The 26007-nt window shown below is 71.9% G+C and carries 22 protein-coding genes; 8 read left to right on the top strand and 14 right to left on the bottom strand.

What is annotated here, in order from left to right; translation table 11 throughout:
* Positions 1-90 precede the first annotated feature (90 nt).
* The 3 genes from AB0I45_RS05520 (at position 91) to AB0I45_RS05510 (ending at position 3788) form a co-directional block, all read left to right on the top strand.
* Complete coding sequence (locus AB0I45_RS05520) at positions 91-1410, top strand: aromatic ring-hydroxylating dioxygenase subunit alpha (RefSeq protein ID WP_295688538.1); 1320 nt, start codon at positions 91-93, stop codon at positions 1408-1410.
* Positions 1407-2867: an iron-sulfur cluster-binding domain-containing protein gene (locus AB0I45_RS05515; RefSeq protein WP_360317268.1), complete on the top strand. Its 1461-nt coding sequence runs from the start codon at positions 1407-1409 to the stop codon at positions 2865-2867. Before AB0I45_RS05520 ends, AB0I45_RS05515 begins: the two co-directional genes overlap by 4 nt.
* A gap of 132 nt (positions 2868-2999) precedes the next feature.
* Positions 3000-3788, top strand: coding sequence for an aldolase/citrate lyase family protein (locus AB0I45_RS05510; protein ID WP_360317265.1), 789 nt, complete (start codon positions 3000-3002; stop codon positions 3786-3788).
* A 114-nt stretch (positions 3789-3902) separates the two neighbouring features.
* On the opposite strand, the gene AB0I45_RS05505 is transcribed toward AB0I45_RS05510, so the two are convergent.
* From AB0I45_RS05505 to dcd, 11 genes are all read right to left on the bottom strand, one after another.
* Positions 3903-4586, bottom strand: coding sequence for a hypothetical protein (locus AB0I45_RS05505; RefSeq protein ID WP_247424141.1), 684 nt, complete (start codon positions 4584-4586; stop codon positions 3903-3905).
* Positions 4586-6229: a HAMP domain-containing sensor histidine kinase gene (locus AB0I45_RS05500; protein WP_247424145.1), complete on the bottom strand. Its 1644-nt coding sequence runs from the start codon at positions 6227-6229 to the stop codon at positions 4586-4588. Before AB0I45_RS05500 ends, AB0I45_RS05505 begins: the two co-directional genes overlap by 1 nt.
* Complete coding sequence (locus AB0I45_RS05495) at positions 6226-6978, bottom strand: response regulator transcription factor (protein WP_137318618.1); 753 nt, start codon at positions 6976-6978, stop codon at positions 6226-6228. The genes AB0I45_RS05500 and AB0I45_RS05495 overlap by 4 nt, the downstream gene beginning before the upstream one ends.
* Positions 6975-7367: a monovalent cation/H(+) antiporter subunit G gene (mnhG, locus tag AB0I45_RS05490; protein ID WP_137318617.1), complete on the bottom strand. Its 393-nt coding sequence runs from the start codon at positions 7365-7367 to the stop codon at positions 6975-6977. Before mnhG ends, AB0I45_RS05495 begins: the two co-directional genes overlap by 4 nt.
* The gene (locus AB0I45_RS05485; RefSeq protein WP_295688545.1) at positions 7364-8239 is read right to left on the bottom strand and encodes a monovalent cation/H+ antiporter complex subunit F; all 876 of its coding nucleotides are present in this window, start codon (positions 8237-8239) and stop codon (positions 7364-7366) included. The genes mnhG and AB0I45_RS05485 overlap by 4 nt, the downstream gene beginning before the upstream one ends.
* Positions 8236-8856 carry a Na+/H+ antiporter subunit E gene (locus tag AB0I45_RS05480; RefSeq protein ID WP_137318616.1) on the bottom strand — a complete coding sequence of 207 codons (621 nt, stop codon included), beginning with the start codon at positions 8854-8856 and terminating at the stop codon, positions 8236-8238. The genes AB0I45_RS05485 and AB0I45_RS05480 overlap by 4 nt, the downstream gene beginning before the upstream one ends.
* Positions 8853-10430 (bottom strand): Na+/H+ antiporter subunit D, encoded by a 1578-nt coding sequence (locus AB0I45_RS05475; protein ID WP_137318615.1) that lies wholly within the window; start codon positions 10428-10430, stop codon positions 8853-8855. The genes AB0I45_RS05480 and AB0I45_RS05475 overlap by 4 nt, the downstream gene beginning before the upstream one ends.
* Positions 10430-11104, bottom strand: coding sequence for a Na(+)/H(+) antiporter subunit C (locus tag AB0I45_RS05470; protein ID WP_137318614.1), 675 nt, complete (start codon positions 11102-11104; stop codon positions 10430-10432). The genes AB0I45_RS05475 and AB0I45_RS05470 overlap by 1 nt, the downstream gene beginning before the upstream one ends.
* Positions 11101-14124 (bottom strand): Na+/H+ antiporter subunit A, encoded by a 3024-nt coding sequence (locus AB0I45_RS05465; protein ID WP_295688549.1) that lies wholly within the window; start codon positions 14122-14124, stop codon positions 11101-11103. The genes AB0I45_RS05470 and AB0I45_RS05465 overlap by 4 nt, the downstream gene beginning before the upstream one ends.
* A 154-nt stretch (positions 14125-14278) precedes the next feature.
* On the bottom strand, positions 14279-15322 hold the full coding sequence (locus AB0I45_RS05460; protein ID WP_295688551.1) for a hypothetical protein: 1044 nt from the start codon (positions 15320-15322) through the stop codon (positions 14279-14281).
* A complete protein-coding gene (gene dcd / locus AB0I45_RS05455) occupies positions 15322-15903 on the bottom strand; it encodes a dCTP deaminase (protein ID WP_295688553.1) in 582 nt (193 codons plus the stop codon). Before dcd ends, AB0I45_RS05460 begins: the two co-directional genes overlap by 1 nt.
* A 368-nt stretch (positions 15904-16271) precedes the next feature.
* Between dcd and AB0I45_RS05450 the strand changes: the two genes are divergently transcribed.
* The 3 genes from AB0I45_RS05450 (at position 16272) to AB0I45_RS05440 (ending at position 19725) form a co-directional block, all read left to right on the top strand.
* On the top strand, positions 16272-17504 hold the full coding sequence (locus AB0I45_RS05450; protein WP_295688555.1) for an LPXTG cell wall anchor domain-containing protein: 1233 nt from the start codon (positions 16272-16274) through the stop codon (positions 17502-17504).
* A 47-nt stretch (positions 17505-17551) separates the two neighbouring features.
* The gene (locus AB0I45_RS05445; protein ID WP_295688557.1) at positions 17552-18607 is read left to right on the top strand and encodes an ABC transporter; all 1056 of its coding nucleotides are present in this window, start codon (positions 17552-17554) and stop codon (positions 18605-18607) included.
* 71 nt (positions 18608-18678) lie between these two features.
* The gene (locus AB0I45_RS05440) at positions 18679-19725 is read left to right on the top strand and encodes a hypothetical protein (RefSeq protein ID WP_360317254.1); all 1047 of its coding nucleotides are present in this window, start codon (positions 18679-18681) and stop codon (positions 19723-19725) included.
* 139 nt (positions 19726-19864) lie between these two features.
* On the opposite strand, the gene AB0I45_RS05435 is transcribed toward AB0I45_RS05440, so the two are convergent.
* Both AB0I45_RS05435 and AB0I45_RS05430 read right to left on the bottom strand, forming a co-directional pair.
* Positions 19865-21895, bottom strand: a complete 2031-nt coding sequence (locus AB0I45_RS05435) for an NHL domain-containing thioredoxin family protein (protein ID WP_137318608.1) — start codon at positions 21893-21895, stop codon at positions 19865-19867.
* A 194-nt stretch (positions 21896-22089) separates the two neighbouring features.
* Positions 22090-22713 (bottom strand): DUF4126 domain-containing protein, encoded by a 624-nt coding sequence (locus AB0I45_RS05430; protein ID WP_360317251.1) that lies wholly within the window; start codon positions 22711-22713, stop codon positions 22090-22092.
* A gap of 179 nt (positions 22714-22892) precedes the next feature.
* Here AB0I45_RS05430 and AB0I45_RS05425 point away from each other — a divergent pair, with 179 nt between their 5' ends.
* Positions 22893-23720 (top strand): YggS family pyridoxal phosphate-dependent enzyme, encoded by an 828-nt coding sequence (locus AB0I45_RS05425; RefSeq protein WP_360317248.1) that lies wholly within the window; start codon positions 22893-22895, stop codon positions 23718-23720.
* Between the two features lie 143 nt (positions 23721-23863).
* Here the strand turns inward: AB0I45_RS05425 and mmsB are convergent, their stop codons facing one another.
* Positions 23864-24772 (bottom strand): 3-hydroxyisobutyrate dehydrogenase, encoded by a 909-nt coding sequence (gene mmsB / locus AB0I45_RS05420; RefSeq protein WP_360317245.1) that lies wholly within the window; start codon positions 24770-24772, stop codon positions 23864-23866.
* A 157-nt stretch (positions 24773-24929) separates the two neighbouring features.
* Here mmsB and AB0I45_RS05415 point away from each other — a divergent pair, with 157 nt between their 5' ends.
* On the top strand, positions 24930-25994 hold the full coding sequence (locus tag AB0I45_RS05415; RefSeq protein ID WP_360317242.1) for a LysR family transcriptional regulator: 1065 nt from the start codon (positions 24930-24932) through the stop codon (positions 25992-25994).
* The last annotated feature ends 13 nt before the right edge of the window (positions 25995-26007 follow it).

Here is a 26007-nt window from a genome sequence, read left to right as displayed (position 1 = left end):
TTCGTCACTCACCGCTCGTACGCTGAGAGGACATGAGGATTCCGGGGCCGCCCCGGAGCCTTTCGGCCCCATCGCCGTGGAGCACAGATCATGACACTCGACTCGGTCCAGCACACCTCGGCAGCCCCGGCCCGCCGAGCCGCTCCCCCATCTCCCGCCGTGGGAGACGCCGCGTCCCCCGAGCGGCTCCGCACCCTCATCGACCGGCGTCGCCGGTGGACAGCGCTCGAATCGCCCTTCTACTCCGACCCGGCGATCTTCGCCCACGACATCGCCGGGATCTTCGATCGTCACTGGTTCTTCGCCGCCTCGGTCGCGGAGATCCCCGAGCCCGGCGACTTCGTCACCATCGACGTCGGCAGCCGCTCCATCATCCTCATCCGCGACGACGACGGCGGGGTGAATGCGCTGCGCAACGTCTGCCGCCACCGCGGCGCCCGCGTGCTCACCGAGCCCAGCGGAAGCGTCGGCAACCTCGTGTGCGCCTACCACTCGTGGACCTACGGCCGCGACGGCTCGCTCATCCACGCCGCCGCGGCAGGTGCGGACTTCGACCCGGGCTGCTTCGGTCTCCGCAAGGTCCACAGCATGACGGTCGCAGGCCTGGTCTTCCTCTGCCTCGCCCCCGAACCACCCGCCGACTTCGCCGCGGTCGCCGAGATCTTCGCCCCCTTCGTCGAACCGCACGACATCCCCCGGACGAAGGTCGCCTTCCAGCAGGAGATCGTCGAGGAGGGCAACTGGAAGCTCGTCATGGAGAACAACCGCGAGTGCTACCACTGCGACGGCCACCCCGAGCTCGCCTGCTCCTACTTCACCACCTGGGGCCTGGAGGAGCACGAGGTGCCCGAGCACCAGATCGACACCTGGCACCGCTCGGTGCTCGCCGACCACGAGCTGCGCGATCGCTGCGAGCGCTACGGCATCCCCTGGCAGGTGTACGACGCCCCGGATTCCCGCGAGGCCGGGATCCGGATGGGCCGCGATGCACTCGACGGGGACGGCGAGTCCTTCTCCGCGACCGGCCGGAGACTGAGCGAGAAGCTGCTCGGCGACCTGCCGGACTTCCGACTCGGCGACGGTTCGCTCCACCTCCAGCCCAACAGCTGGTTCCACCTGCTCGCCGACCACGTCATCACCTTCGCCGCATTCCCCATGAGCGAGAACCGCACCCTCGTGCGCACCACCTGGCTCGTCGCCGACGACGCCGTCGACGGGGTCGACTACCGCGCCGAGGACCTCACCCACGTATGGCGGCAGACGAACATCCAGGATGCCGGCTTCGTGGGTCTGACCCAGCGCGGCGTCACCGATCCCGGCTACGTCCCGGGCCCCTACACCCCGACCGAGCACCAGGTCGAGGCCTTCGTCAACTGGTACACGATGCGCATGCAGGAGTACATCCGATGACCGCAGAGACGCAGCTCCATCCCCATTCCGGATTCGCCGACACGGCCGCGGAGGACTTCCCCCGTGATGACGCGGGACGAGAGCACCGTGCCCTCGCCGAGGCGTCGGCGGACATGGCCACCGGGCCGGCGCTGCCCCAGGAGCACGTGTGGTGGCGGACCATCGGCCCCCGGTCCCCGGCGCGGCGCGGTGTGCGGATGCCGTGGGTCGCCGACCCGTCACAGCGGGCCGACCGGACGGCGTCCGCGGAATCACCCGGGCTCGAGGCCGCGGCCGAGGCCGTGATCGCACGCACCCCGGCACCCATGCACGCCCACGAGTTCGACATCGAATGCCTCGCCGTCACCCCGGAGACGCCCGAGATCATGAGCTTCACCTTCCGGCGCCGCGACGGCCGGCCGCTCGGGTTCCGGCCCGGGCAGTACCTCAATGTCGTCTTCCCCACCGACGCCGGACCGCGGGAGCGGAACTACTCCCTGTCGTCGTCCCCGACCGACCCCGCAGCCTTCCGGCTGAGCATCAAGCGGGAGGATTCCGGCACGGTGTCCCGCTGGGCCCACCACCACGTGCGCCCCGGCACCGTGCTCGAGGCGCTCGGACCGCTCGGCGGCTTCCACCTGCCGGACTTCGACCGGCGCGCCCGCTACCTCCTGCTCGCCGCCGGGGTCGGCGTCACCCCGCTCATCTCGATGGCGCGCACCCTCCACGCGCTCGACGGCAGCGCCGACGTCGTCGTCCTCCACCACGCGAGCACACCGCGCGACTTCGCCTTCGCCCGCGAGCTCCGCATCCTCGACGAGACCGATCCGCGGTTCACCGTCCGCTTCAGCCTCGGCGACCGGCCCAGCTCGGACTGGCGGGGGCTCACCGGCCGGCTCAGCGCGGACGCCCTCGGCGCGCTCGTCCCCGACGCCTGCGGCCGGATGGTGTTCGCCTGCGGGCCCCCGGACTACCTGGCGCGGGCCCGCGCGGTTCTCGCGAAGCTCGGCGTCTCCCCCGTCTCCTTCTTCACCGAGACCTTCGATGACACGACCACTATCGCGGGCACGGGGATCATGGATCTCACCGGAGCCGGTGACGGGCCGCGGGCCGGGGAGCGCACGCCACGCGATGGCGGCGCGAGGCCTGCCGGCGGCGCGCTCACCCGCGATGCCGCGCCCGCCGCGGCCTCGCCTCAGCGCGACAGCGCGGATACCCGCCCGTGGGTCACCTTCGCCCGGACGGGCACCTCGGCCCCGGTCGAGGACGGGGACACGCTGCTGAGCGCCGGCCGGCGGGCCGGCGTCCCCCTCCGATCGAACTGCGCCTCCGGCATGTGCGGCACCTGCAAGGTCGGCCTGCTCTCCGGGCCGGTGGAGATGAAGCACGCCGGCGGCATCCGACAGCGTGAGATCGACGCCGGCACGATCCTCCTGTGCTGCTCGACCCCGGACGGCGACGTCGTCGTCGACGCCTGAGCCCCGGCTCGCACAGGGCCGGCCGGTCTCAGACCTGCACCACCGGCTGCACACCGCCGGGTTCCGCATATCATCGGGAGTACGAGGCGACGCAGTCCGCGCGCCCCGCCGCTCCGATCGCAGAGGATCCGCATGACCACCGAGAACGTCCGCCGCGCCCTCGCTTCCGGCGACCTGTCCCTGGGCACCTTCGTCATCGAGTTCGCGACCGAGGGCATCGGCGCTCTCACCACCCGCGCCGGAGCGGACTGGGTGCTCTACGACCTCGAGCACACCGGCTGGTCCCTCGACCGGATCCGCCCCGCCCTGGCGGTGTCCCGCCGGGAGGAGATCGCCTCGTTCGTGCGCGTCATCGGCACCGCCCAGCACCTGGTGTCCGGCGCCCTCGACGCCGGGGCCGAAGGGATCATGGTCCCCTACGTCAACTCCGCGGAGCAGGCCGCGGCCGTGGTGTCGTGGATGAAGTACCCGCCGCTCGGCGTGCGCGGCTCCGCGATGGGCATCGCCCACGATCTCTACACCGGCGGCAAGCCCGGCACCAAGCAGGCCGCAGCCAACGAGTTCACCCTCTTCCTCCCGCAGATCGAGACCCCGGAGGCCGTCGCCCACGCTCGTGCGATCGCCGCGGTCGACGGCGTCGACGTGCTGTTCGTCGGCCCGATGGATCTGAGCACCAACCTCGGCGCGCCCGGCGACTTCACCACGGTGGAGTTCCGCGATGCCCTGGCACGGGTGGGCGAGGCCGCGCGCTCCGCGGGCAAGGCCGCGGGCATCTTCTCCGTCGACGACGAGCTCACCCGCGCGGCGATCACCGAGGGGTTCCAGGTGATCTCCCACACCGCCGACTTCGCGATCTACCAGAGTGCCCTGCGCTCCCAGCTCACCGCCATGCGGTCCTGGGCCTCCGACTCCGGGGAGTGACCTCCCGGTCGGGGTGGGCGGCTGCGGAGCGGCCGCCTCCAGGGTGATCGCTCGGCCGACATCATCGATTGCGGAGTGGCCTTCTGCGGCACCGCCGGCTGCGCGGGTGACCGCTCAGCCGGCCCAGTCGGGCATCGGCACGAACCGGCCGTCGACCTCGACGAAGTCCGCCGCCGGCTGCAGCCGGTGCTGGCCCGCGACGTCCTCGGTGGGCGCGGTCGCTGCGTACTTGAGCGTGAACAGGCGACCCTCGGCGGTATAGGCGATGTCGGCACCGTAGAGCATCGTCTGAGAGGTCCCGGCGAAGATCTCCCGCGGAGACATGTCGACCTGGTAGCTCCAGAAGTAGCCGTTGCCGAACTGCCCCTTCCGCTCGGCGATCTTGGTCGTCCCCGCCTCCTGATAGCCGTAGCTGCGAGTCGTCTCGATGTGCTCGGCCGCGGTCTCGCTCAACACCGAATCCGAGCAGTAGATCGAGATCGTCGGGTCGTCGAGCGCGGCGGTGCCCTCGACGAAGGTCACGTAGTCGCCGGCGGAGGAGCCGACGGAGAACCCGTCGGGGACCGCGACCCGCATCGGGACCCCGCACCCCTCGGAGAACGGCACGTCGACGAGCTGGTAGCCGTCGGCAAGAGCCGGTCCGGTCTCCGTGGGCGTCGGGGTGGGGCCGGCGGTCTGTGCCACGCGCACCCCCATCACGCCGCCGCCCTCCTCGGAGGTGCGGACCTGGAAGGCTCCGCAGCCGGCCAGCAGAACGGCCGCGCCGGCGGCGCACAGGGCCTGGATGCGCCGGCGCATCAGTGCCGGGGCTCCGAGCCCGAGGTGGTGTCCCGCGGAGGCTCGTCGCCCTCACCGGAAGGGGCCTGCTGGGCCTGCCGGGACGGAGCCGCACCGCGCTCATGGGCCACCGGGCCGCCCTGCTGAGGCGCGGAGCCGTACTGCTGTGGCGCGGAGCCGTAGTGGTGAGGAGCGGAGCCGTAATGCTGGGGAGCGGGCGCCGGTCGTTCCATGGGAGCCCGGTCCATCGCCCGCTGCTCCGACCCGCCCTGCTGATACGGCTGCGCCGCAGGTGCCTGCTGGTACGGCTGGGCCTGGCCCGGGCCGCCCGGGCCCACCGGCCCCGAGCCGTACTGCTGGGGGCCTGAACCGACGTTCTGAGGTCCCGAGCCGTACTGCTGCGGCACCGAACCGACATTCTGCTGGCCCGGCCCGAGGTCCTGCGGCCCCGGCGCGTGCTGCTGCGGTCCCGACCCCATCGGCTGCGGGGGCGGCGCGGCCGGCCGCGGCGGCTTGAAGTGCTGGTAGGGACCCGAGTCGAACGGCACCTGATCGCCGAAGGTCTCGCCGGTCGCGGAATCGTGGAGCTCGCCGTTGACCCGCTGCAGGCGACGCTTCGAGGTGCGCCTCGGGGTGCCGAGGATGCGTCCGTCGAGCTCGGCCTCGGAGGGCTGACGCGGCGGCAGGAATCCGCCGGCGCCCCCGCCGCGGCTGCTGTCGTTGAACGGTTGCACCGGGGCAGACGCCGCGGCGGCCTGCGCCCCGTCGTCGTGGGGCGCGCCGGGTGCCTGTGCGTCGCCGAGCACCGGGAGCACGAGCCGCACCGAGGTGCCCACGCCCTCCTGGCTGAACAGCTCGACCGATCCGCCGTGCCGGGCGATGATCGAGCGGACGAGCGACAGGCCCATGCCGGAGCCGGCCACGGAGCGCACGCGCTTGCCGCGTGACAGCTCGTCCCACACGGTGTCCTGCTCATCGGACGGGATGCCCTGCCCGGTGTCGGCGACCTCGACGACCACCCAGCGGTGGTTGCGGATGATCTGCTCGTTGGCGCGGAGCTCGACGACGTCGGTGTCCGCGGAGTACTTGATCGCGTTGCCGAGCAGGTTGAGGATCGCCGACAGCAGCAGGTCCTCCTCGCCGGCGACATCGGGCAGCTTCCACGGGGCGCGGGCGACCGTCGCGACGATCATCCGGTCCTCGGCGCCGGGTGCGGTGCGCGCATCCTCGACAGCCTGGTGGATAAGTCGATCCATGTCGACGCGGGTGAACTCGATCGTGCGGGACTCGACATCGGCGAGCTTGCGCAGATCGGCGAGCAGGCGCGCGACCCGGCGGGCCGAGGTGTCGATCTGGCGCACGACGGGCGCGATCTCGTCCGGGTTCGGGCTGTCGTCACGGATCATCTCCCGCACCGTCGCCGCGGAGGTGCGCAGCGCGGTGAGCGGGTTCTTGAGCTCGTGGTCGAGGCGGATGAGCATCCGATTGCGGCGGGTGAGTGCGTCCCGCTCCGCCGTCCGCCGGTTCTCCGCCACCAGCCGCGCTTCGCGCCGCTGCAGCCAGCGCCACGCGAGGTAGGCCGCGCCGGCGAGCAGCAGCAGACCGACGAGCAGGAGGACGAGGAAGAGCCAGATCCGGATCTCGAAGACGAGGAAGGTGTTCATCGGCCGCCCAGATCGTTGGCGCCGCGCACCTCGGCGACGAACCGGTAGCCGCGGCCCTGGACGGTCGCGATCCACCGCGGGTTCGCCGCGTCCTCGCCGAGCACGCGTCGCAGCTCGGCGACGCGGGAGTCGACGGCGCGGGTGCCGACGGCATCGTCGAAGCCCCACAGCACCTCGAGCAGGCGGGTGCGCTCGATGAGCTCGTCCTGGTGCACCATGAGGTACTCGAGCAGCGTGAAACCCTTGGGGGTGATGACGAGGTTGCGGTCGTTGATCCATGCGCGGCGGCCCACCCGGTCGAGCTTGAGCCCGAACGTCGAGATCAGCACCGGGGCGTTCGCCAGCGGCGGCCCGTCCTGACGGGTCCGGCGCAGCACCGCGCGGATCCGGGCGATGAGCTCGTGCGGGTCGAAGGGCTTGTTGAGGTAGTCGTCGGCGCCCTCCTCGAGCGCCATCGCCCGCTCCACCGCCTCGCCCACCTGGGTGAGCAGCAGCACCGGGACCCAGTTCTCCTCGCTGCGCAGCGTGCGCAGCACCTCGCGGCCGTCCGCACCGGGCATGAGCACGTCGAGGACGCACACGTCGGGCTGATGGCGGCGGATCTCATCGAGGGCGAGCTTGCCGTCCGGGGCGCTGATCACCCGGAATCCCGAGCGGCTGAGGAAGGGCACCACCGCGCCCAGCACATCGGGCTCGTCGTCGGCGACGAGGACGAGCGGTCGATCGTCCTGGGCGAAAGCTGAGGTCATGTCTGCGAGTCCTTCGGCACTGTGCGGGCGGTGCGCTGTGCGGAATCCCGCGCCTCGGCACGGGCGACGGCGTCCGCCAATTCATCTCGGTACAGCATAGATCGGCGCAGCCGTTTCGTGCGATAGCCCGCGCGGCCCACCATGTGAGTGCCCACCGGGGTGGTCATCATCTGGAAGGTCACGACGAGGAACATCGTGGTGATCGGCCCCCAGTGCGGGATCTGGATCGCGATCGCGAACATCATGAGGATGAGGCCGAGGATCTGCGGCTTCGACGCCGCGTGGAGCCGGCTCATGAGGTCGGGGAAGCGGACGAGGCCGATCGCCGCAGCGAGCGACAGCGCGGCTCCCGCGCAGATGAAGACCAGGGTGACGATGTCGGCGATCATGACCGCCCCTCCTCCTCGTCGTCGCCGAACAGGGGTCCGACGGAGTGCTCGGTGGCGCGGTGCTCAGTGGCGCGGTGCTCGACAGGTGAGTGCTCGTCGGTGGGCGCCGCGGCGGGTGCGGCGCTGCTCGGCTCGATGCCGATCTCCGCATCGGCGTTCTTCGCCGCGGAGTCGCGCACCGCCTCATCGACGAGATCCTCCTCGTCGGGGCCGGCCGCGGGGTGCTCCTGCTCGGACGGCGCCTGCCCCTGCCCGGGCCCTGCGCCCTCGGGCGCGGTTCGCGCCTCGCCCTCCTCGGGCGATCGCTCGCGCTGCTCGGGCAGCGTGCGGATCGGCTCCTCCTCGCCCGTCACCGCCGGGCCGGCGACGTCCCCCGCGGGCCCCGGATGGTGGTCACGGGCGGCTCCGGCGGCCACCATTCCGTCGTCGGGACCGCCGGCCGGCGACGCCGCCCCACCTGCCGAGGTGCTGGCCGCGGTGCGCGCGGCGCGCGGGATCGCGCCGTCCGCGGCCACCTCGTCGTCCGCCTCGTCCATCTCCTCGAACACCGACGACCCGATGACCGGGGCGGAGGTCTCCGAGCGGGACACGTAGCGCGACACGCTCACCGAGCCGAGGAAGCCCAGGCACGACAGCGCGAGCAGCACCGGCAGCAGATCGACGCGACCGGTCACTGCGACGTACCCGCCGAATCCGCACATCAGCGTCGCGAGCAGCACATCCGAGGCCATCATCCGGTCGAGGATCGATGGGCCCCTGATGATCTTGAACACCGCGATGAGCATCGCGACGAAGAAGACGACGCCGATGATCGGTCCGGCGATCCGGAGGATGTCAGGATCGACGATCGGCGTGGACGAGAGCCCGGTCATCGGTCGGCCTCCTTGCCCGCAGGTCGGATCGTGCGCTGTGCGAGGACCGGCTTCCGGCCGTTCTCCACCCGCCACTCGTTGAGCGCGGTGAGGTCGTGGGCGGAGCCGAAGGTCGCGATGAGCAGGTGCTCGATCCGGTAGATCTGCTCGCGCGCCTTCTCGATCGCCTCCTCCGTCGAGCAGTCGAGGACGTGGACGTAGATCACCGAGTGCGGCCGGTCGACCTCGATGCAGATCGAGCCGGGGATGAGCCCGAGCACCACGGAGACCGCGGTGATGAGGAGATCGGAGCGCGTGTGGAGGTCGAGCTCGATGACGCTGCCGGCGCGCACCCCCCGGCGGCGCACGGCCGACCAGCTGACGTGGACGGAGGCGATGATCATCGAGGCGGTGAACCAGAGGATGAACTGGACGGCGTAGAAGGGGTTGAACCGGCCCGAGAGCTCGACCGGCGGCAGGTAGAACCAGCGCGTGACGAGGATCCCGAGCACCAGCCCGGTGACGATGTTGAGTACGGTGAACTGGTCCCACAGCATGATCCACAGCGCGCACAGCACGAGCACGAGCAGGGCCTGCTGGAGGATGGAGCGGCGCGCCTTCGACCGCTTGGTCGTCATGATCCGTCCTCCTCTCCGAGCACCGAGGACACATAGGTCGACGGGCTCCGGAGATTCTCCGCGGCCCGCGCGCTGATGTCCCAGAGATTGCCGGCGAACACCGTGACGAGCACGCTCACCGCGACCATCACCGTGGCCGAGCCGATCATCGTGCGCGGCATCGTCTGCGTGCTGCGCCAGCTGCGGCCGTCGGCGACGGCCTCCTTGCGCTCCTCGAACTCCTCGACGAGCTCCGGGGTGGGCTCCTCGGTGTCGTCCGGGTCCCGCCAGAAGGCGAGGTTCCACGTCTTGCCGATGACGTAGAGCGTGAGCAGCGAGGTCAGCGCGCCGGCGCCGATGAGCACGAAGATCAGCCAGTCGCGGGTCTCGAACCCGGCCTGGAACAGCGCGGCCTTGCCGATGAACCCGGAGAACGGTGGGATCCCGGCGAGGTTGAGCGCGGGGATGAAGAACAGCAGGGACAGGCCCGGGGCGAGCACGGCGAGGCCGCCGAGCTTGCGGATCGAGGTGGTGCCGTTGCGCTGCTCGACGAGACCGATGGCGAGGAACAGCGCGGTCTGCACGATGATGTGGTGCACGGTGTAGAAGATCGCCGCGGTCAGACCTTCGACCGTCCCCATCGCCACGCCGAAGATCATGTAGCCGATGTGCGAGATCAGGGTGAAGGACAGGAGTCGCTTGATCTCCGACTGCGCGACGGCGCCGAGGATCCCGACGAGCATGGTGAGCGCGGCGACGACGAGCAGCGGGGTGCGCAGGTTCGATTCGGCGAAGAGCACCGTCTCGGTGCGGATGATCGCGTAGATGCCGACCTTGGTGAGCAGGCCGGCGAACACCGCGGTGACCGGAGCGGGTGCGGTCGGGTAGGAGTCGGGCAGCCAGAACGCGAGTGGGAACACCGCGGCCTTGATCCCGAACGCGATGAGCAGCGTGATGTGGAGGATCATCTGGATGTCGGGCGGCAGCTCGCCGATCCGCACCGACAGCTGCGCGATGTTCACGGTGCCGGTCGCCGCGTAGACGAGCCCGATCCCCATGAGGAAGATCAGCGAGGACACGAGCGAGATGACGATGTAGGTCACCCCGGCGCGGATCCGCTGCGCCGTGGCGCCCAGGGTGAGGAGCACGTACGAGGCGCCGAGCAGCATCTCGAAGCCGACGTAGAGGTTGAACAGATCGCCGGCGATGAAGGCCGCGGCGACACCGGCGCAGAGGATGAGGTACGTCGGGTTGAATACGCTCACCGGCGTCTCGTTCGCGGTGTCGGCCATCTCCTGGCCCACCGCGTAGAGGAGCACGAGCAGGGTGACGATCGCGGACACGACGAGCATGACCGCGCTGAGCCGGTCGACGGCGAGCGCGATACCGAAGGGCAGCTCCCAGCCGCCGACCGCGACCACCTGCGTGCCGCGGGCGTCGACGCCGAACAGGAGCACGAGGTCGATCGCGAGCACGATCGCGAGCGTGATGACGGTGACGGCGGTCTGGCCCCGCCGGCGTCCGGACAGCATGAGGGTGATGCCGGCCCCGATGAGCGGCAGGACCACGGGCAGGGGCACGAGGACGGCGAGCATCAGGTGTCCCTCCCGGTCTGATCGGAGTCGGTGCGGCGGTCGGCGGCGCCCGGTTCGTCCGAGCCGGCCTCGCGGGAGCCGGGTTCACCGGAGTCGGTCCGACGGGAACCGGCCCGCGCCTCGGCCCCGGTGTCGGAGCCGCCCTCGGCCCGCGCCTCGGCCCGGTCCTCCGCCCGGTCCTCCGCCCGGCGCTCGACCGGCGAGCCGTCCTCGTCCAGGTCGAGCGCCCCGGCGATCGGGGTCTGGGCCTCGTCGCCGAACTCGGTGTCGTCGTACTCCCCGCTCGTGCCCGCCTCGTCGCCGGAGCCGCGGCCCTTGGCGAGCGCGATCCGCACGTCCTCGATGTCGTCCTCGAGGTTCTCGTTGCGGACCAGGCGCCAGGAGCGGTAGATCATCGCGAGCAGGAACGCCGACAGCGCGAAGGTGATGACGATCGCGGTGAGCACGAGCGCATGCGGCAGCGGGTCGTTCATCCCGTCGGTGGTGAGGTTCTCCCCGTCGGTGAGAGGCGGCCGCCCCGGAGGGCCGGCGGTGAGGATGATGAGCATGTTCACCGCGTTGCCCATGAGCAGGAAGCCCAGCAGCACACGGGTGAGCGAGCGGTCGAGCATGAGGTAGAGGCCGCAGGCGAACATCACGCCCATGGCGAGCAGCATCACGAAAGAGGTCGTCACAGTCGGCTCCCCCCTGCCGGCCCGTCGACCTCGACGTCGTCCATGCGGCCGAGGATCGCGTGGAGCTCGGTGGTGTCCGGCCCGGCGTGCTCGTCGCGGGAGAGCGATTCCGCCAGGCGCTCCTCGTCCGCCTCCTGGTGGCGGTCGACCCCCGCGCCGAGGCTGCGGAGGATGTCGAGCATGAGGCCGACGACGACGAAGTAGACCCCGATGTCGAAGATCGTCGAGGTGCCGAACGACACGTAGCCGAGCACCGGCAGCTCGGTGCTCCAGTAGGCGGACTCGAAGAATACGCTCCCCCAGAGGAAGCCGCCGAGCGAGGTGCCGGCGGCGAGCGCGAGCCCGAGGCCGAGGAGCAGGCCGGCGTCGATCGGGGCCGCCTCCGCGAGCTCGTGGCGACCGGCGGCCAGGTAGCGGGCGACGAGCGCCATACCGGCGACGAGGCCGGCGGCGAATCCGCCGCCGGGCAGGTTGTGGCCGGCGAACAGGAGGTAGACGGAGAACACGAGGATGGGGTGGAACAGCAGGCGGACGAGCACCTCGAGGAGGATCGAGCGGTTCTTCGGGGCGAGCGCGCGCCCGGCGAGCAGCCAGGCGCTGCGCTTGGTGTCGGTGCTCGGGCCGTCGTCGGTGGTGCGCATGGGCGAGAACAGCTCGTCCTCGACGGGCCGGTGGCGCGCGGCGAAGCTGTCCGGCCGGTGGCTCTGGAAGCGCTGCAGGCGACCCTCCCGTCCGCGCACGAAGATCAGGCTCGCCACGCCGGTGGCGGCCGCGACGACGACGGACAGCTCGCCGAGGGTGTCCCAGGCGCGGATGTCGACGAGGGTGACGTTGACGACGTTCTTGCCGTGGCCGTACTCGTAGGCGAGGAAGGGGAACGCCTCGGAGATCGGAGCGGCGGTGCGGGCGCCGAGCGCGACGAAGGCGACGAGCATCATCATGATCCCGAACACCGCGGCGATGAGGCCGCGCAGGGACGGGGAGAGGCGGCCCGAGGAGTTGCCGATCCGGGCCGGCAGGCGACGGAGCACGAGGACGAACACGACGATCGTGATGGTCTCGACGAGCACCTGGGTGAGCGCGAGGTCCGGCGCGCCCTGGAGCGCGAAGAACGCGACCATCATGTAGCCGGCGATGCCCACGATGACGACCGCGGCGAAGCGCTTCTGCGCGCGGGTCGCGGCGAGCGCGGCCATGATGATCGCGAAGGCCACGATGATCTGCAGGGCGTTGTCGGCGAGCGCGATGCCGCTGGGCCAGGTGTCGTTGAGGAGCAGCGCGGCGGACACCGAGCCGATGAACACGATGTAGATGACGCCCTGGTAGAACGGCATCGAGCCGCGCTGGGTGCGCGCGGTGACGTAGGCGGCGAACGCCTCGAGCCCGGTGATCGAGCGGCGGTAGAGCCCGTGGAAGTCGATGCCGTCGGGCATCGCGGCCTGGAACACCGAGACCTGCCGGGCGAACCAGAACATCGCGAGGCCGAGCGCGAGGTTGCCCGCCGACAGGAGCAGCGCGGGCTCGAGACCGTGCCACAGCGCGAGGTAGTAGGGCTTCTCCGCGCCGCCGGCCAGGCGCGCGGACCACGAGGCGATGACCGGGTCGAGGAAAGAGGAGGCGAGGCCGGCGAGCACGGTGAGCGCGGCGAGCAGATAGGGCACCGACTTGAACAGCGGACTCTCGCGCGCCGGCTCGATCGGCTCCACCCCGGGCTTCGTGGCGAACGCGCCCCACACGAAGCGCGCGGAGTACGCCACGGTGAGGACCGAACCGAGGAAGACACCGATGACGGCGATCGCACCGGCCTTCGTGCCGTCCTCGAGCAGCGTGGTGTAGACCGCCTCCTTGGCGACGAATCCGAACAGCGGCGGGACGCCGGCCATCGAGGCGGCGGCGACAAGGGCGGCGATGAACAGCCCCTTCGAGCGCGCGCCGTAGCCACTGAGCTTGCGCAGGTCACGGGTGCCGGCCCGGTGGTCGATGATCCCGACGATGAGGAACAGCGCGGACTTGAACAGGCCGTGGGCGAGCAGGAGCGTCGTCGCGGCCAGGGTGATGTCGCGCGTCCCGAACGAGCTGACGATGATGAGGAAGCCGAGCTGGGACACGGTGCCGAAGGCGAGGACGAGCTTGAGGTCGAACTGCCGCAGCGCCTGCCAGCCGCCCATGAGCATCGTCGTGATCCCGAGCGCGAGGAGCACGGCGGTCCAGCCGGGCATGCCGTGGAACCCGGGCGCGAGGCGCAGGACGAGGTAGATCCCGGCCTTGACCATCGCCGCGGCGTGCAGGTAGGCGCTCACCGGGGTGGGGGCGGCCATCGCGCCGGGCAGCCAGAAGTGGAACGGGATCAGGGCGGACTTCGACACCGCGCCGACGAGGATGAGCATCACCGCGGTGATGACGAGGCCGTCGTTGATCCCCACGGTGTAGCCGATGTCGACGATCATCGAGATCCGGCCGGTGCCCATGACCACGGTGAGGAGGATGACGCCGACGAGCATCGCGAGCCCGCCGGCGGTGGTGACGACGAGGGCCTGGAGAGCCGCACGGCGGGACTGCTGGCGGCTGTTGTACTGCCCGATGAGGAGGTAGGAGAACACCGTGGTGCCCTCCCAGAAAATGAAGAGGAGAAGCATCTCGTCGGCGAGGACGAGGCCGTACATCATGCCGGCGAAGGCCATGAGGACACCGGCGAAGCGGGCGAGCCGGGGCTCGTCGGCGGCGAAGTAGCGCGCGCAGTAGACGAAGACGAGCGCACCGATCCCGGTGACGAGCAGGCTGAGCAGCCAGGCCAGGGGGTCCATGAGGAAGACGACCTGGAGGTTGAGCGCCGGGAGCCAGTTGAAGCGCTCCATCCAGTCGTCGCCGCCGGACAGGATCCGGGGCAGCTGGGCGAGGGAGACGACGAAGCCGGCGCCCGGGACGAGCGCGAGGACGAGGAAGGCGGCGCGTCCGCACAGGCGGAACAGCGGTGCGGCGAGGAGCGCGGCCACGAAGAACGCCCCCACCAGCACTGTCATGCTCCAGCCCTCTCCGAAAATCGACGCACGTCCGGACATTTTTTCACAGATCGCCCGAGTTCACGAAGTCGATCCGGCCGGTGACGTGTGATAATATCCAACCCGCTCCGTTCTCGGAGCGCCGTGCATGCGGGCCCGATCGGCCCGGTGCGGCTCAGCCCAGCTGGTGCTCGCTGAGCAGGAAGCCGTCCTGGTCGACGCCGACCCCGGCGGTGAGCCGCATGACCTCCGCGGCGAGCCGGTCGAGGCGCAGCGCGGCCGCGGTGCGGATCCGCCGCAGCTCCGCGTCGATCTCCGGCAGGTAGCGCCGCTGCTCGGTGTCGACCCAGCGCAGGTGGTACATCACCTGCGGCGATTCGAGATGCGCGGCGACGGCGCGCGGCAGCGCCTCCTCGACGAGGACGCCGATCTCGAGCAGTCCGGCCCGCGGGCCGAGCGAGTCGAGGGGCACCTCGACGGCGTAGCCGTCCCGCATCTCAGGGTCGTCGGCCGAGATCAGGTGGGCGATCTTCTCGAGCGCCTCCGGCGGCACCGGGTCGGGCTCGCGCGCGCCGGCGTCGACCTCGGTGAGCCGGGCGAGCAGCACGTCCGGAGCGAGCCAGTACGGCGAGTACACGAAGACGTCGACGTGCGCCTCCGGATCGGGCACGAGGATCCGGGCCGGCGCGTCGGCCGCGGCGGCGAGTGCGGCACGGGAGGCGGACGGCGCCTCGAGCGCGAGCGGGTCGACCGGCTCGTCGGCGAGCCGGAGGGCGAGGTGGAGGCGCCGGGCGAGCGCGATGAGGAGGTCGAGCGAGCGCCCCTCCTCCCGGTTGGGGAGACCGGCGGGGAAGAACAGGTGGAGCCCGTCGGAGTCGGTGAGCCAGGATGGCGGCGGAGCGGGCTCGCGGTCGCGCGGGCACACGAGGGCGAACACCCGGGTGGCCCAGTCCGGCAGCTCGAGCTCAGCGCGTACCGCGGCGGGCACGAACATCGGGCCGTGCAGTCGGGAATGGCGGGTCAGCCGCCACTCGAGCACCTCGTGGCCCCAGCGCGGATCCGCGTCGGCGACGACGACGGGTTCGGCGAGGGCGGGGAAGTGGTTCGTCACGAGCGCGATCACATCGCTCGGCTCGACCTCCTCGTCGAGCAGCAGCAGGTGCCGGGCGCAGAGCGTCTCGGGCGAGCGCGGATCGCGGGAGTCGTGGGCCCCGGCCATCAGGGCATGCCCCGACGGAATCCCACGTGGGCGCGCGATGCGGTGGGTCCGCGCTGCCCCTGGTAGCGGTTGCCGGTGGCGGGGTCGGAGCCGTAGGGGCTCTGCGCCGGCGAGCTCAGCGAGAAGAAGCACATCTGACCGATCTTCATCCCCGGCCACAGGGTGATCGGCAGGGTGGCGACGTTCGACAGCTCGAGGGTGACGTGACCGGTGAATCCGGGATCGATGAAGCCGGCGGTCGAGTGGGTGAGGAGACCGAGGCGGCCGAGCGAGGACTTGCCCTCGAGCCGGGCCGCGATGTCGTCGGGCAGGGTGATGAGCTCGAGGGTCGAGCCGAGCACGAACTCGCCGGGGTGGAGGACGAAGGGCTCGTCCGGGGCGACCTCGACGAGACGGGTCAGGCCCGGCTGCTCCTGAGCGGGGTCGATGACCGTGTACTTGTGGTTGTCGAACAGCCGGAAGAACCGGTCGAGGCGCACGTCGACGCTCGAGGGCTGCACGAGCGTGGGGTCGTAGGGGTCGAGACCCACGCGCCCGGAGTCGAGCTGGGCACGGATATCGCGATCGGAAAGCAAACTCACACGGCCAATCTACCGTCGATCAGGCAACGATTCGATCACTATCCGGCTACGGGAATGGAGAACTCCCGCGCATTCCCTTGGAGAATGCTCTACAGTGGGTGCTGTTATACGCCCGCGCCGATGGTGCCTTCCCCCTTGACCGAAGGGCCGGGAGTAACACTGTCGCCTTTGCGTGGTCGAATACGCCACGACCGAAAGGCCATACTGTGAAGACCTCTGCGAAGAGTCTTGTGCTTGCCCCCGCAGTAGCCGCCGCGGTTTCCGGTTTGATCGCCGTTCCCGCTGTTGCGTCCACCACTGCACCGTCGGCCCCTGCGCCGGCCGAATGCCTGCCCTCCGAGGGCGCATCGCCATCGACTCCTGCCGCCGTGCCGGCGCTCGCGGATGCCCCCGAGGCCACCGTCGAGGTGCCCGAGGTGTCCCAGACCGACATCGCGGACACCGAGGAGGGCATCGGCTTCTCCGGGACCGGCTTCACCCCCGAATCCACTGCCACCGTCACCGTGATCGGCACCGAGGGCACGGAGTACGCGGTGAAGGATCCGCTGACCGTGACGCCCGAGGGCGAGGTCAACGGAGTCTTCTTCTTCACGACCACGGACGCGGCGAAGGTGCCCACCGGCACGTACACCCTGTTCCTCACCGACACGGAGACGAAGAAGGACTCCTCCAAGGTCACCTTCGACGTCGTCGAGAAGGTCGCGGAGACCCCGACTCCGGCCCCGTCGCCCACTGAGTGCGCGACGCCGAGCGCCACCCCGACCCCGACCGAGACGCCTGAGGAGACCACTCCACCGGAGACCGCGACTCCCTCGGAGACCGCATCACCCACCCCGAGCGCGACGCCGTCCGAGACCGCGACCCCGAGCGCGACGCCGTCCGAGACCGCGACCCCGAGCGCCACGCCGTCCGAGACCGCGTCTCCGACCCCGACGGAGACGGCGACGCCGACCCCGACCGAGTCCGGCGACAGCGAGAACCGCCGTGAGGCGCCGAGCCCGACGCCGACTGCACCCGAGTCGCAGATCCCGGCCCCGCCCACCTCGTCCGCGCCTGCGGGCAGCGACGCGGCCGAGGCGGCGGCGTTCAGCATCGCGATCGATCCGACCGAGATCTCCTCGTCCGACTTCGCCGACGACGACAAGGGCGTGACGATCACCGTCACCGGCGCCCAGCCCGGCGAGCAGATCACCGTCCAGGTCGAGCACGCGCAGGGCCAGGTCGAGCGCTTCCAGATCGACAAGATCGCCAACGAGCAGGGCGACGCCGTCGTCGGCGTGCACGCCGCGAGCGACCCGGTGCTCGGCGAGTACCGCGTCACGGCGTTCGGCCCCGAGTCCGAGGCGCAGGCCGGTTCCTTCACCGTGGTCACCAACAGCACCTCGGTGGGCGACGAGGCCGGCAACCGTGCCGGCGGCGAAGGCAGCGGCAGCGGTGGAGGCAGCGGCTCCGGCGGCTCGTCCGACTCCGGCACCGCGCTGCCGCGCACCGGTTCCGAGATGACCGGACTGGCGCTCGGCGCCGGCCTGCTCGTCGTCGGTGCCGCTGCGGTCGTTGTCACCCGTCGCCGCACCCGCTCGACCGACCCGTCTGACGTCTGAGCCGCCCGGCTCCAGGCACCGCACCCCGGCCGCACCGCATCTCGCCCATGGAATCCGCCCCGACGCTCGATCTCTCCGGGATCCGGGTCGCGGGCGAGGCGGTGTCGGCTGAGCCGCTGAACGCCCTCGACAGGCTGACCCTCCTCGGGCAGCCGCCCGATGTCGGGGGCGTTCTGCACGCCATCGGACGTCTGGCCGGCACCGCCCGCGTCGCCTGGCCGGAGGAGCCCGGGCGGCTCACCGTCGGCCGGTTCACGGCCGCCCACGGCACGCCGTCGGCACTCGCCGACGCCTGCGCGCACTTCGGCTTCCCGCTCGACCGCAGCCGGCGCACCCGGCTGCGCGACCTCGATGCGGACTCCCGGGCGCGCCTGATCTGCGCGCTCACCCTCGCGACCGGCGGCCAGTGGCTGGTGCTCGAGGATCCGCTCCGCGGTCTCGACGGGCAGGCGCGCGCGGGCCTGCGGGGCCGGCTGCTCGATGCCTGCACCCGGTTCGAGCGCGGGCTCGTGGTCTCCGGCTCCTCGGTGATGGACGCCGCCGTGCTCGGCGGGCGGACGGTGACGATCGAGAAGGAGCAGATCGCCGACACCGCTCCGCTCGCGGTGCAGCTGCGCGAACCGCGGAGCAATCTCGCCGCTGCGGCGACGGGCGTCTCCGTCTTCTCCGGCCTCGCCCGGCGCGGCTGGCTGTCGATCGGGCACTCGCAGGTGCGGGCGCGGACCGAGCTCGACGGCAAGGTCTACGTCACCATCCCGACCTCCGCCGCGCGCCTGTCGTTCGACGAGTTCGATCCCGCCTTCACCTCCGAGTCCGTGTTCGAGGCGCTCGTCGTCGCCGTCCGCGACTCCGGGCCGCTCCTCCAGGTCGTGCTGTCGCCGGCCGACACCGAGGTCGGACTCGCGATGACCGTCGACCTCCTCGACTTCTCAGCCACCCGGCCGGCGGAGGACACCGGGTTCGGTGTCATCCACCCGGGCCTGGCGAGCACCGTGGCGGACACCGTGGCGCGGGTCCGCACCGGCACGCGCCTGTTCGTCGACGTCGACACCTCCCGCATGCGGGCCTATCCGGCCGAGGCACCGGCCGGGCGTCTAGACTGATCGTAGAGCCTCCGCGACCGCCCCGGTCGGTGCCGGGGCGGTCGGCAGGCGTGCGGGGGAGGAAGGGGTCCATGACCACGACACCTCCGCCGCAGGGGACGCAGAAGCAGCCGCGCCGCCCATTCCTCGTCCTCGACCCGCGTGCTTTCCGCCTCCTCCTCGCGGCGATCGTCGCGGTTCTCCTCACCGTCGCCTCCGTGCCGGTCCTCAACCTCACCGCCCACGCCCCGCAGCGCGCGGTCGTGGCGTACCTGTCCGCGCTCGAGGACGGCGACGCCTCCCGGGCCCTCGGCCTGCTCGCCGCCCCGTCGACCCGGAACACCGCCGCACTCGACGATGCGGTGCTCGCCGGCGCCTGGTCGCTGCCGAGAGACCCGCGGGTCGTCGACTCCCGGGTCGAGGGTGACCGGGCCTCGGTCACCGTCGGCTTCACGCTCGGCGACTCCTCCCACGAGGAGACGTACTCGCTGGTGAGAGCGGCCCCGCAGTGGGGCCTGTTCGACCGGTGGCTCATCGAGGTCGACAAGTGGCCGCGCCTGGGCCTCGACGTCACCGGCTCCTCGGTCGTCGAGATCAACGGGGTCGCCGCCCCGGCGGACCGCGGCGGCGTGCCGCTGCTCTTCCCGGCGGGCTACACCGTGGGCTTCAACGCCGAGTACCTGCACGCCGATCCGGTGCGCGTCGATGTGCTCCGGCCCGGTGAGATCGCCCCGGTGACGCTCGATCCGGAGCCCACGGAAGCGCTCGCGAGCGAGGTCGCCGCCGAGGCGGTCGCGCAGCTCGATGCCTGTGCGGAGCAGACGACGCTCATGCCGTCCGGGTGTCCGTTCGGGTTCGAGACCGACCACGAGATCCTCGGCGACGAGGTCGCGTGGTCGATCGTCGAACACCCCTCGATCACCCTCACGGCCGACGGCACGCAGCTCACCGTCGCCCCGGCCGAGGCCGTGGTCGAGGTGTCCGGCCGCTCACGCGACATCGTCACGGCCTACGAGTCCGACTTCACCGAACGGATCATCGTCCGGATCACCGGCCTCGTCACCGTGGCCGACGGCGAGGTGTCCGTCACCCTCGTCAACGAGGGGCAGTCGCTCGGCCAGTCGCCCCCGGCGAGCTGAGCCGCTCCACCCGGGGCACCCCCCAGCGGGCGGGCCCGCGAGCCGGACGGAGAGCTCCGGAACGAGCCGGACGGGGACCTCCGGTGCGAGCCGGATCGCACGCGAACGCGCGGACGCGGCGCGGCTCGGATCCCGCCGGTCAGGTCCCGCGCAGATCGAGGTGGAGCGTGTTCTCAGCGCCGTCGGCGATCGTCACCGGGATGCCCCAGTCCTGCTGGTAGAGGTGGCAGGCGGCGTGGAGGGGGATCTCTCCCCCGGGCTCGCCGTCGCAGGCCGCGGCCCGCACGGTGACGTGGAGGACCCCGGAGTCGATCCCCGGGTCGAGGGTCACCGTGCGCTCCATCCCCTCCGCACCGCCGGCGCCGTCGGTGATGAGCTCCGGCGGGGTCGACGACACCTGGAGGTAGGTCGGATCGCCCCAGCGGTCGTCGAGCTTCTGGCCCGCGGGGACCGTGAAGCCGATGCTGATCTCCAGCGGCCCGCGACCGATCTCGGTGGCCGGACGGGTAGTGCTCTTCGCACCCTCGTCGACCTGCTGCGCCTCGGCGGGGATGCTCACCCGGGTGAGCCGGTGGGCCGCGGACTCCGCGACGAGCAGGGCCGGCGGGGCGCCGTCCTCACCCGGGAGCACGAGGATGTCGGAGGGCTCGGCGAGACCCCGCGCCAGGGTGGTCATGACGCCGGAGGCGGGATCGAAGCGGCGGATCGCCCCGTTGTAGGTGTCGGCGACCGCGACGGATCCGTCGGGCAGCGCGGCGACGCCGAGCGGGTGCTGGAGGCGGGCCTCGTCCGCCGGGCCGTCGCGGAACCCGAAGTCGAACAGGCCGGTGCCCACGAGGGATTCGACGGCACCGGTCCGCGGGTCGAGCCGACGCACCGCCGAGGTCTCCGAGTCCGCGACCCAGATCTCCCCGGAGGCCGCGGCGTCGAGGCCCGAGGTCTGGGCGAACCAGGCGTCTTCCGCCGCACCGTCGAGCAGGCCCTCGTTCATCGTGCCGGACAGCAGGCGGATGGTGCCCGCGTCCGGGTCGAAGGACCAGATGGTGTGGTTGCCGGCCATCGCCACGACGACCTCGCCGGTGGCCGTCGAGTACTCGACGTCCCATGGGCTCGAGAGCTTGATGCGGTCCGCCCGACCGTCGTAACGGCCGGTCTGCCGGTGCTCGCCGGTGATGTTGTCGATCGCACCGACCATGTACTGCTCGCCGGTGCCGGCGATCGTCGTCACCGTGCCCGCCTCGAGGTCGACCCCGCGCAGCACGTGGTTGACGGTGTCGGCGACGACCACGCGGTAGCCGAGCCGCGCGGCGAGCTCCTCCGGCAGCTCGGTCATGCCGCCGGGCTCGGAGAAGCGGGCCTCGGTCAGGCTGCCGTCGGTGTACCCCCGCTCCCCCGTGCCGATCCGGCGCAGCACCTCGGTGCCCGTGGGGTCGTACTCGACGAGCGAATGGTGACCGGAGTCGGCGACGAGGAGGTTCCCGTTCGCCAGGCGCAGCAGCTTGCCGGGGTAGAACAGCTCGGTCTCCACCGGCTCCGGGGGGACGTAGGGACCGGTGCCGCGGTGGAGCGTGCCCTTCTCCGAGTGCTCGGCGATGAGCTCCTCGATGAGCCCGGCGAGCCCGGCGGAGTGGCCCTCGCCGGACATCGAGGCAACGAGGTAGCCCTCCGGGTCGATGACGGCGAGGGTGGGCCAGGCGCGGGCGGTGTAGGCCTGCCAGGTCACGAGGTCCGGATCGTCGAGGACGATGTGCTCGACCTGGTAGCGCTCGACGGCCTGATCGACGGCCTCGACGGTGCGCTCGAACTCGAACTTGGGCGAGTGCACGCCGATGATGACGAGCTCGTCGGCGTACTTCTGCTCGATCGGACGGAGCTCGTCGAGGACGTGGAGGCAGTTGATGCAGCAGAACGTCCAGAAGTCGAGCAGCACGACCTTGCCGCGCAGGTCAGCCAGCGTCAGGTCCGTGCCACCGGTGTTGATCCAGCGCCGCCCGGTGAGTTCCGGGGCGCGCAGCCGCACGCCGCGGGACGCGGTGGCCGGGGTCCCCGTGGTCGGGGCCTCAGTGGTCGGGGCCTGACCCTTCTCCGTGGTGGTTGGGGCCTGACCCTTCGCCGTGGTGGTCGGGGTCGACCCGTTCGAGGTGTTCGCAGACGTCGTGTCGGGGCTCATGGCTCCATCATGGCACGCGGCACGGACACCCGCGGCGGACCGCGTCATCGCCCGTCATCGGCCGCCTCGGGCCCCGCCCCGGCGCAGCGCTGCGCCCGAGCTCCGAACTGCGCGGTATCCGGAACGCACCGCGCAATTGTGCGCCGATCATGGGATACCCCGCAGTTCGGCCCGCGCTCCGGGGGTCGGGCGCATCAGACCGACCCGCTGCGGAGCCGCCGGTCGCGCCTGCGGCGCATGCGGCGGCGAACGACGACTGCGACGACCACGAGGCCGATCACCGCGAGGACGACGAGGAGCGGCAGGAACACGGCGATGAGCGAGAGCCCGGCGGACACGATGTCCTCCCCGGTGGAGAGCACGGGGGCGGCGGTGCCGGCCGTCGCGGTGTTCGCCATCGGCCGGGTGAGCGCCTTCGTCAGGTGGACGACGAGCGCGATGACGATGCCGGTGACGACCGGCACCCAGGTCTGCCAGCCGGCGACCGCCCCGGGGTCGGTGACGGCGAGGGTGCCAGCGCCGAGCCCAGCGATCTCCGAGGTCGCAGCGGAGCCGAACACGATGCCGCCCGAGGTGGGCCGCACGACGGTCTGGATCGCATCGTTGATCGAGTCGACGGCCGGGACCTTGTCCGCGAGCAGCTCGATGACGAGGAGCACCGCGAGGAGCCCGAGGATCCAGCCGTTCGACAGCCAGGCGAAGCTCGGCCCGAGCTCGACGACGGGGGTGAGCCGGTCGAGCAGCCCGAGCACGAGCAGCGGGATGTAGGCGTTGAGGCCCGAGGAGGTCGCGAGGCCGAGCCCGGAGAGGAGTTCCATGGACACAGAGTAGCGCCGCGGCGCAGGGCAGTCGTGCGGCTCGGAGCGCCGGCGGGCACAGCGCAGCCGTGCGGCACCGCGCAGCCGTGCGGCACAGCACAGCCGTGCGGCACCGCCCGCGCGACACCGGCGGGTCCGGTGCCGTGGCCGCGGCGCACGACTGGTGAGACGATGGGGGCATGTCCGCATCCCACGACAGCACCGAGCCCCGTGCCAGCACCGAGCCCCGCACCGGCACCGAGATCCACGGCAGCCTCGCGCCCGAGGTGAGCGCCGCGTCCCCCGGCAGCCTCGCGCCCGAGGAGGCGACGGCGGTCCGCGCCCGCCTCGACGAGGTCGCCGCGCGCGTCGCCGCCGCGGCCGAGTCCGCCGGCCGGCCCGCCGACAGCGTGCGCATCATGCTCGCGACGAAGACCCAGCCCGCCGCGCGGATCCGCGCCGCGCTGGCGCACGGATTCACGCTCATCGGCGAGAACCGGGTGCAGGAGCTCACCGGCAAGGCCGAGGCGCTCGCCGACGTCCCCCACGAGGCGCACCTCATCGGCCCGCTGCAGAAGAACAAGGTCAACCACGCGCTGCGGGTCGCGACGTGCATCCAGTCGATCGACTCGCTCGAGCTCGCGCAGCGGATCCAGCGCCGCCTCGAGGCGACCGAGGCGCGGATCGAGTACTTCGTGCAGGTCAACACCTCGCGCGAGGACTCGAAGTCCGGCGTCGCGCCCGAGGCCGCCGGCGAGCTCGTCGGCGCGCTCCAGGGCCTCGACCGGATGCGGATGCGCGGCCTCATGACGATCGGCCTGCCCGGCTCGACGGAGGTGGAGATCCGCCCGAGCTACCGCGAGCTCACCGGGCTGCGCGCCGCGCTGCTCGAGCAGGGCATCATCGACGAGACGATGACCGAGCTGTCGATGGGCATGAGCAACGACTTCGAGCTCGCCATCGACGAGGGCGCGACGATGGTGCGGATCGGCTCGAGCGTGTTCGGCGCCCGCCCGCCGGCGGGCTGAGGCGCGCTCGCACCCGGAGCGGACCGAGCGGGTCCGGAGCGGGCTGCCTGTCCGGCCCGCCGGGCTCGCCCGCACCGACCCGACCCGAGCAGCCCGGCTCGGACTGTCCTGCCCTGACCGGCGAGGCGCGGCCCGGCCCGTGATCAGTCCTGCGGGACGCCCGGCGCCTCGGGGTCGATGTTGCGGATGACGAGCGAGCAGTCCTTGTCCGCGTAGCCGTCGTCCATGAGCTTCTGCAGGTTGTCGAAGGCGACCTGGGCCGCCGGCAGGGTGACGCCGACGGACTCCGCGCCGGCCATCGCGAGCCCGACGTCCTTGTGGGCGAGGGCCGTCGCGAAGGTCGCGTCGAAGCCCTTGTTCGCCGCGGCCGTCTCGACCACGCCGGGCACCGGGTACCAGGTGCGCAGCGGCCACGAATCGCCGGAGGACACGTGGGCGATGTCCCAGAAGGTCTGCGCGTCGAGGCCGATCTTGCGGGCGAGCACCGCGCCCTCCGCCGCGCCCTGGAGGCTGATCGCGAGCATCATGTTGTTGACGATCTTCGCCGCCTGGCCCGCGCCGTTGCCGCCGGCGTGGAAGACGTTGCCGGCCATCGGCTCGACGAAAGTGCGGGCGCGCTCGACGTCGGCCTCCGCCCCGCCGAGCATGAAGGTCAGGGTGCCGGCCGCGGCGCCGGAGATGCCGCCGGACACCGGGGCGTCGACGAATGCGAACCCGGCCTGCTCCGCGGCGTCGTGGAGCGCGTTCGCGGAGTCGACGTCGATCGTCGAGGAGTCGACGAGCAGGGTGCCGGGCGCGGCGAACTCGAGCACCCCGCCGTCGTCGAGGTAGACGCTGCGGGCGTGCTCGCCCTTGGGGAGCATGGTGAAGACGACTTCGGCGCCGTCGACGACCTGCGCGATCGAGCCGACCGCCTCGACGCCGTTCTCCGCCGCGGCGGCGACGGCGCGCTCGTCGAGGTCGTAGCCGCGCACGGTGTGCCCGGCGGCGATGAGGTTCTTCGTCATCGGCCTGCCCATATTGCCCAAGCCGATCCATCCGATGGTTGCCATGGCGCCTCCTTGCACACGTGGCGGCCGGCTCCGGTGCGGCCGGGCCGCGCTGTCCTGGTCGTGGCACCAGCCTACGTCCGTCCGTGCGGGCCCGGCACCGTGCCCGCGGGGCCAGTTGCGCAAACCGAGTGTGCAGCCCTGCAGATACACTCCGAACATGCCCCACACCGATGCACACGGCGAGCCGGTCCGCGGCCGGACCGGCGCCGGCCCCCGCCCGGGCAGCGGACCTCGGCCCGGCACCGCTCCCCGGCCGGGCCCGCACTTTCGCCCCGGCCACAGCGCGCACCCCGTCGCGCCGGACGACCTCCTCACCCTGCTCGCCGTCGCCCGGCTGGGGAAGTACACCGCGGCCGCGCACAGCCTGGGGATCAACCACACGACGGTGTCCCGCCGGATCGCGGCGCTGGAGAAGAGCGTCGGCGACCGGGTGCTCGTCAACGCCCCGGAGGGCTGGGAGCTCACCTCGCGCGGACGCGAGCTGCTCGCCGTCGCCGAGGACATCGAGGCCGCCCTCGCCCGCGCCCAGCAGACGGTGACGGGCGCCGCGGAGCTCACCGGGATGGTCCGCGTGGCCGCCCCGGAGGGCTTCAGCCTGACCTGGGCCGCACCCGCGCTCACCGAGCTCCAGCGCCGCCATCCCGGGATCCAGGTCGAGCTCGTCGCCGCCACCCAGCGCGCCCGCCAGTACCGGTCCGGGGTCGACATCGAGATCGTCGTCGGCCGCCCCCAGGTGGCGCGCTCGCTGAGCTACCAGCTCAACACCTACAGCCTGGGCCTGTTCGCCACCCGCGAGTACCTCGCCGCCAACGGCACCCCGCGCACGGCCGCCGAGCTCGCCGAGCACCGGCTCGTCTACTACATCGAGCACACGCTCGGCGTCGACGTCCTCGACTCCGCCGGCGCGCGCCTGCCGGAGCCGCGCGGCTTCCTCCGCTCGAACTCCATGCTCATCCACGTCCGGGCCGCCGAGCACGGCGCCGGGATCGGGCTGCTCCCGAACTACCTGGGCCAGGCGAGCCCCGCGCTCGTCCGGGTGGTCCCCGAGCTCGACCTCCGCATCACCCACTGGGCGAACGTGCGCCGCGAGGCGCTGCGCAACCGCGGGGTCGAGGCCGCGCTCGCGATCCTCCGCGAGTTCTCCGCCCGGCCGCCGGTCGTGCCCGAGGTGCTCCCCGGCTCCGCCCTCCCGGCGGAGGGGCCCGAGCCGGCCGCCGACTGACGGGGGCGGGGAA

The sequence above is a fragment of the Brevibacterium sp. NPDC049920 genome, from assembly GCF_040656435.1.
In the GTDB taxonomy this organism is placed as follows: Bacteria; Actinomycetota; Actinomycetes; order Actinomycetales; family Brevibacteriaceae; genus Brevibacterium; species Brevibacterium pityocampae.
Note: the sequence above shows the minus strand (reverse complement) of the source record. Positions and strands in the feature narration are given on the sequence as shown.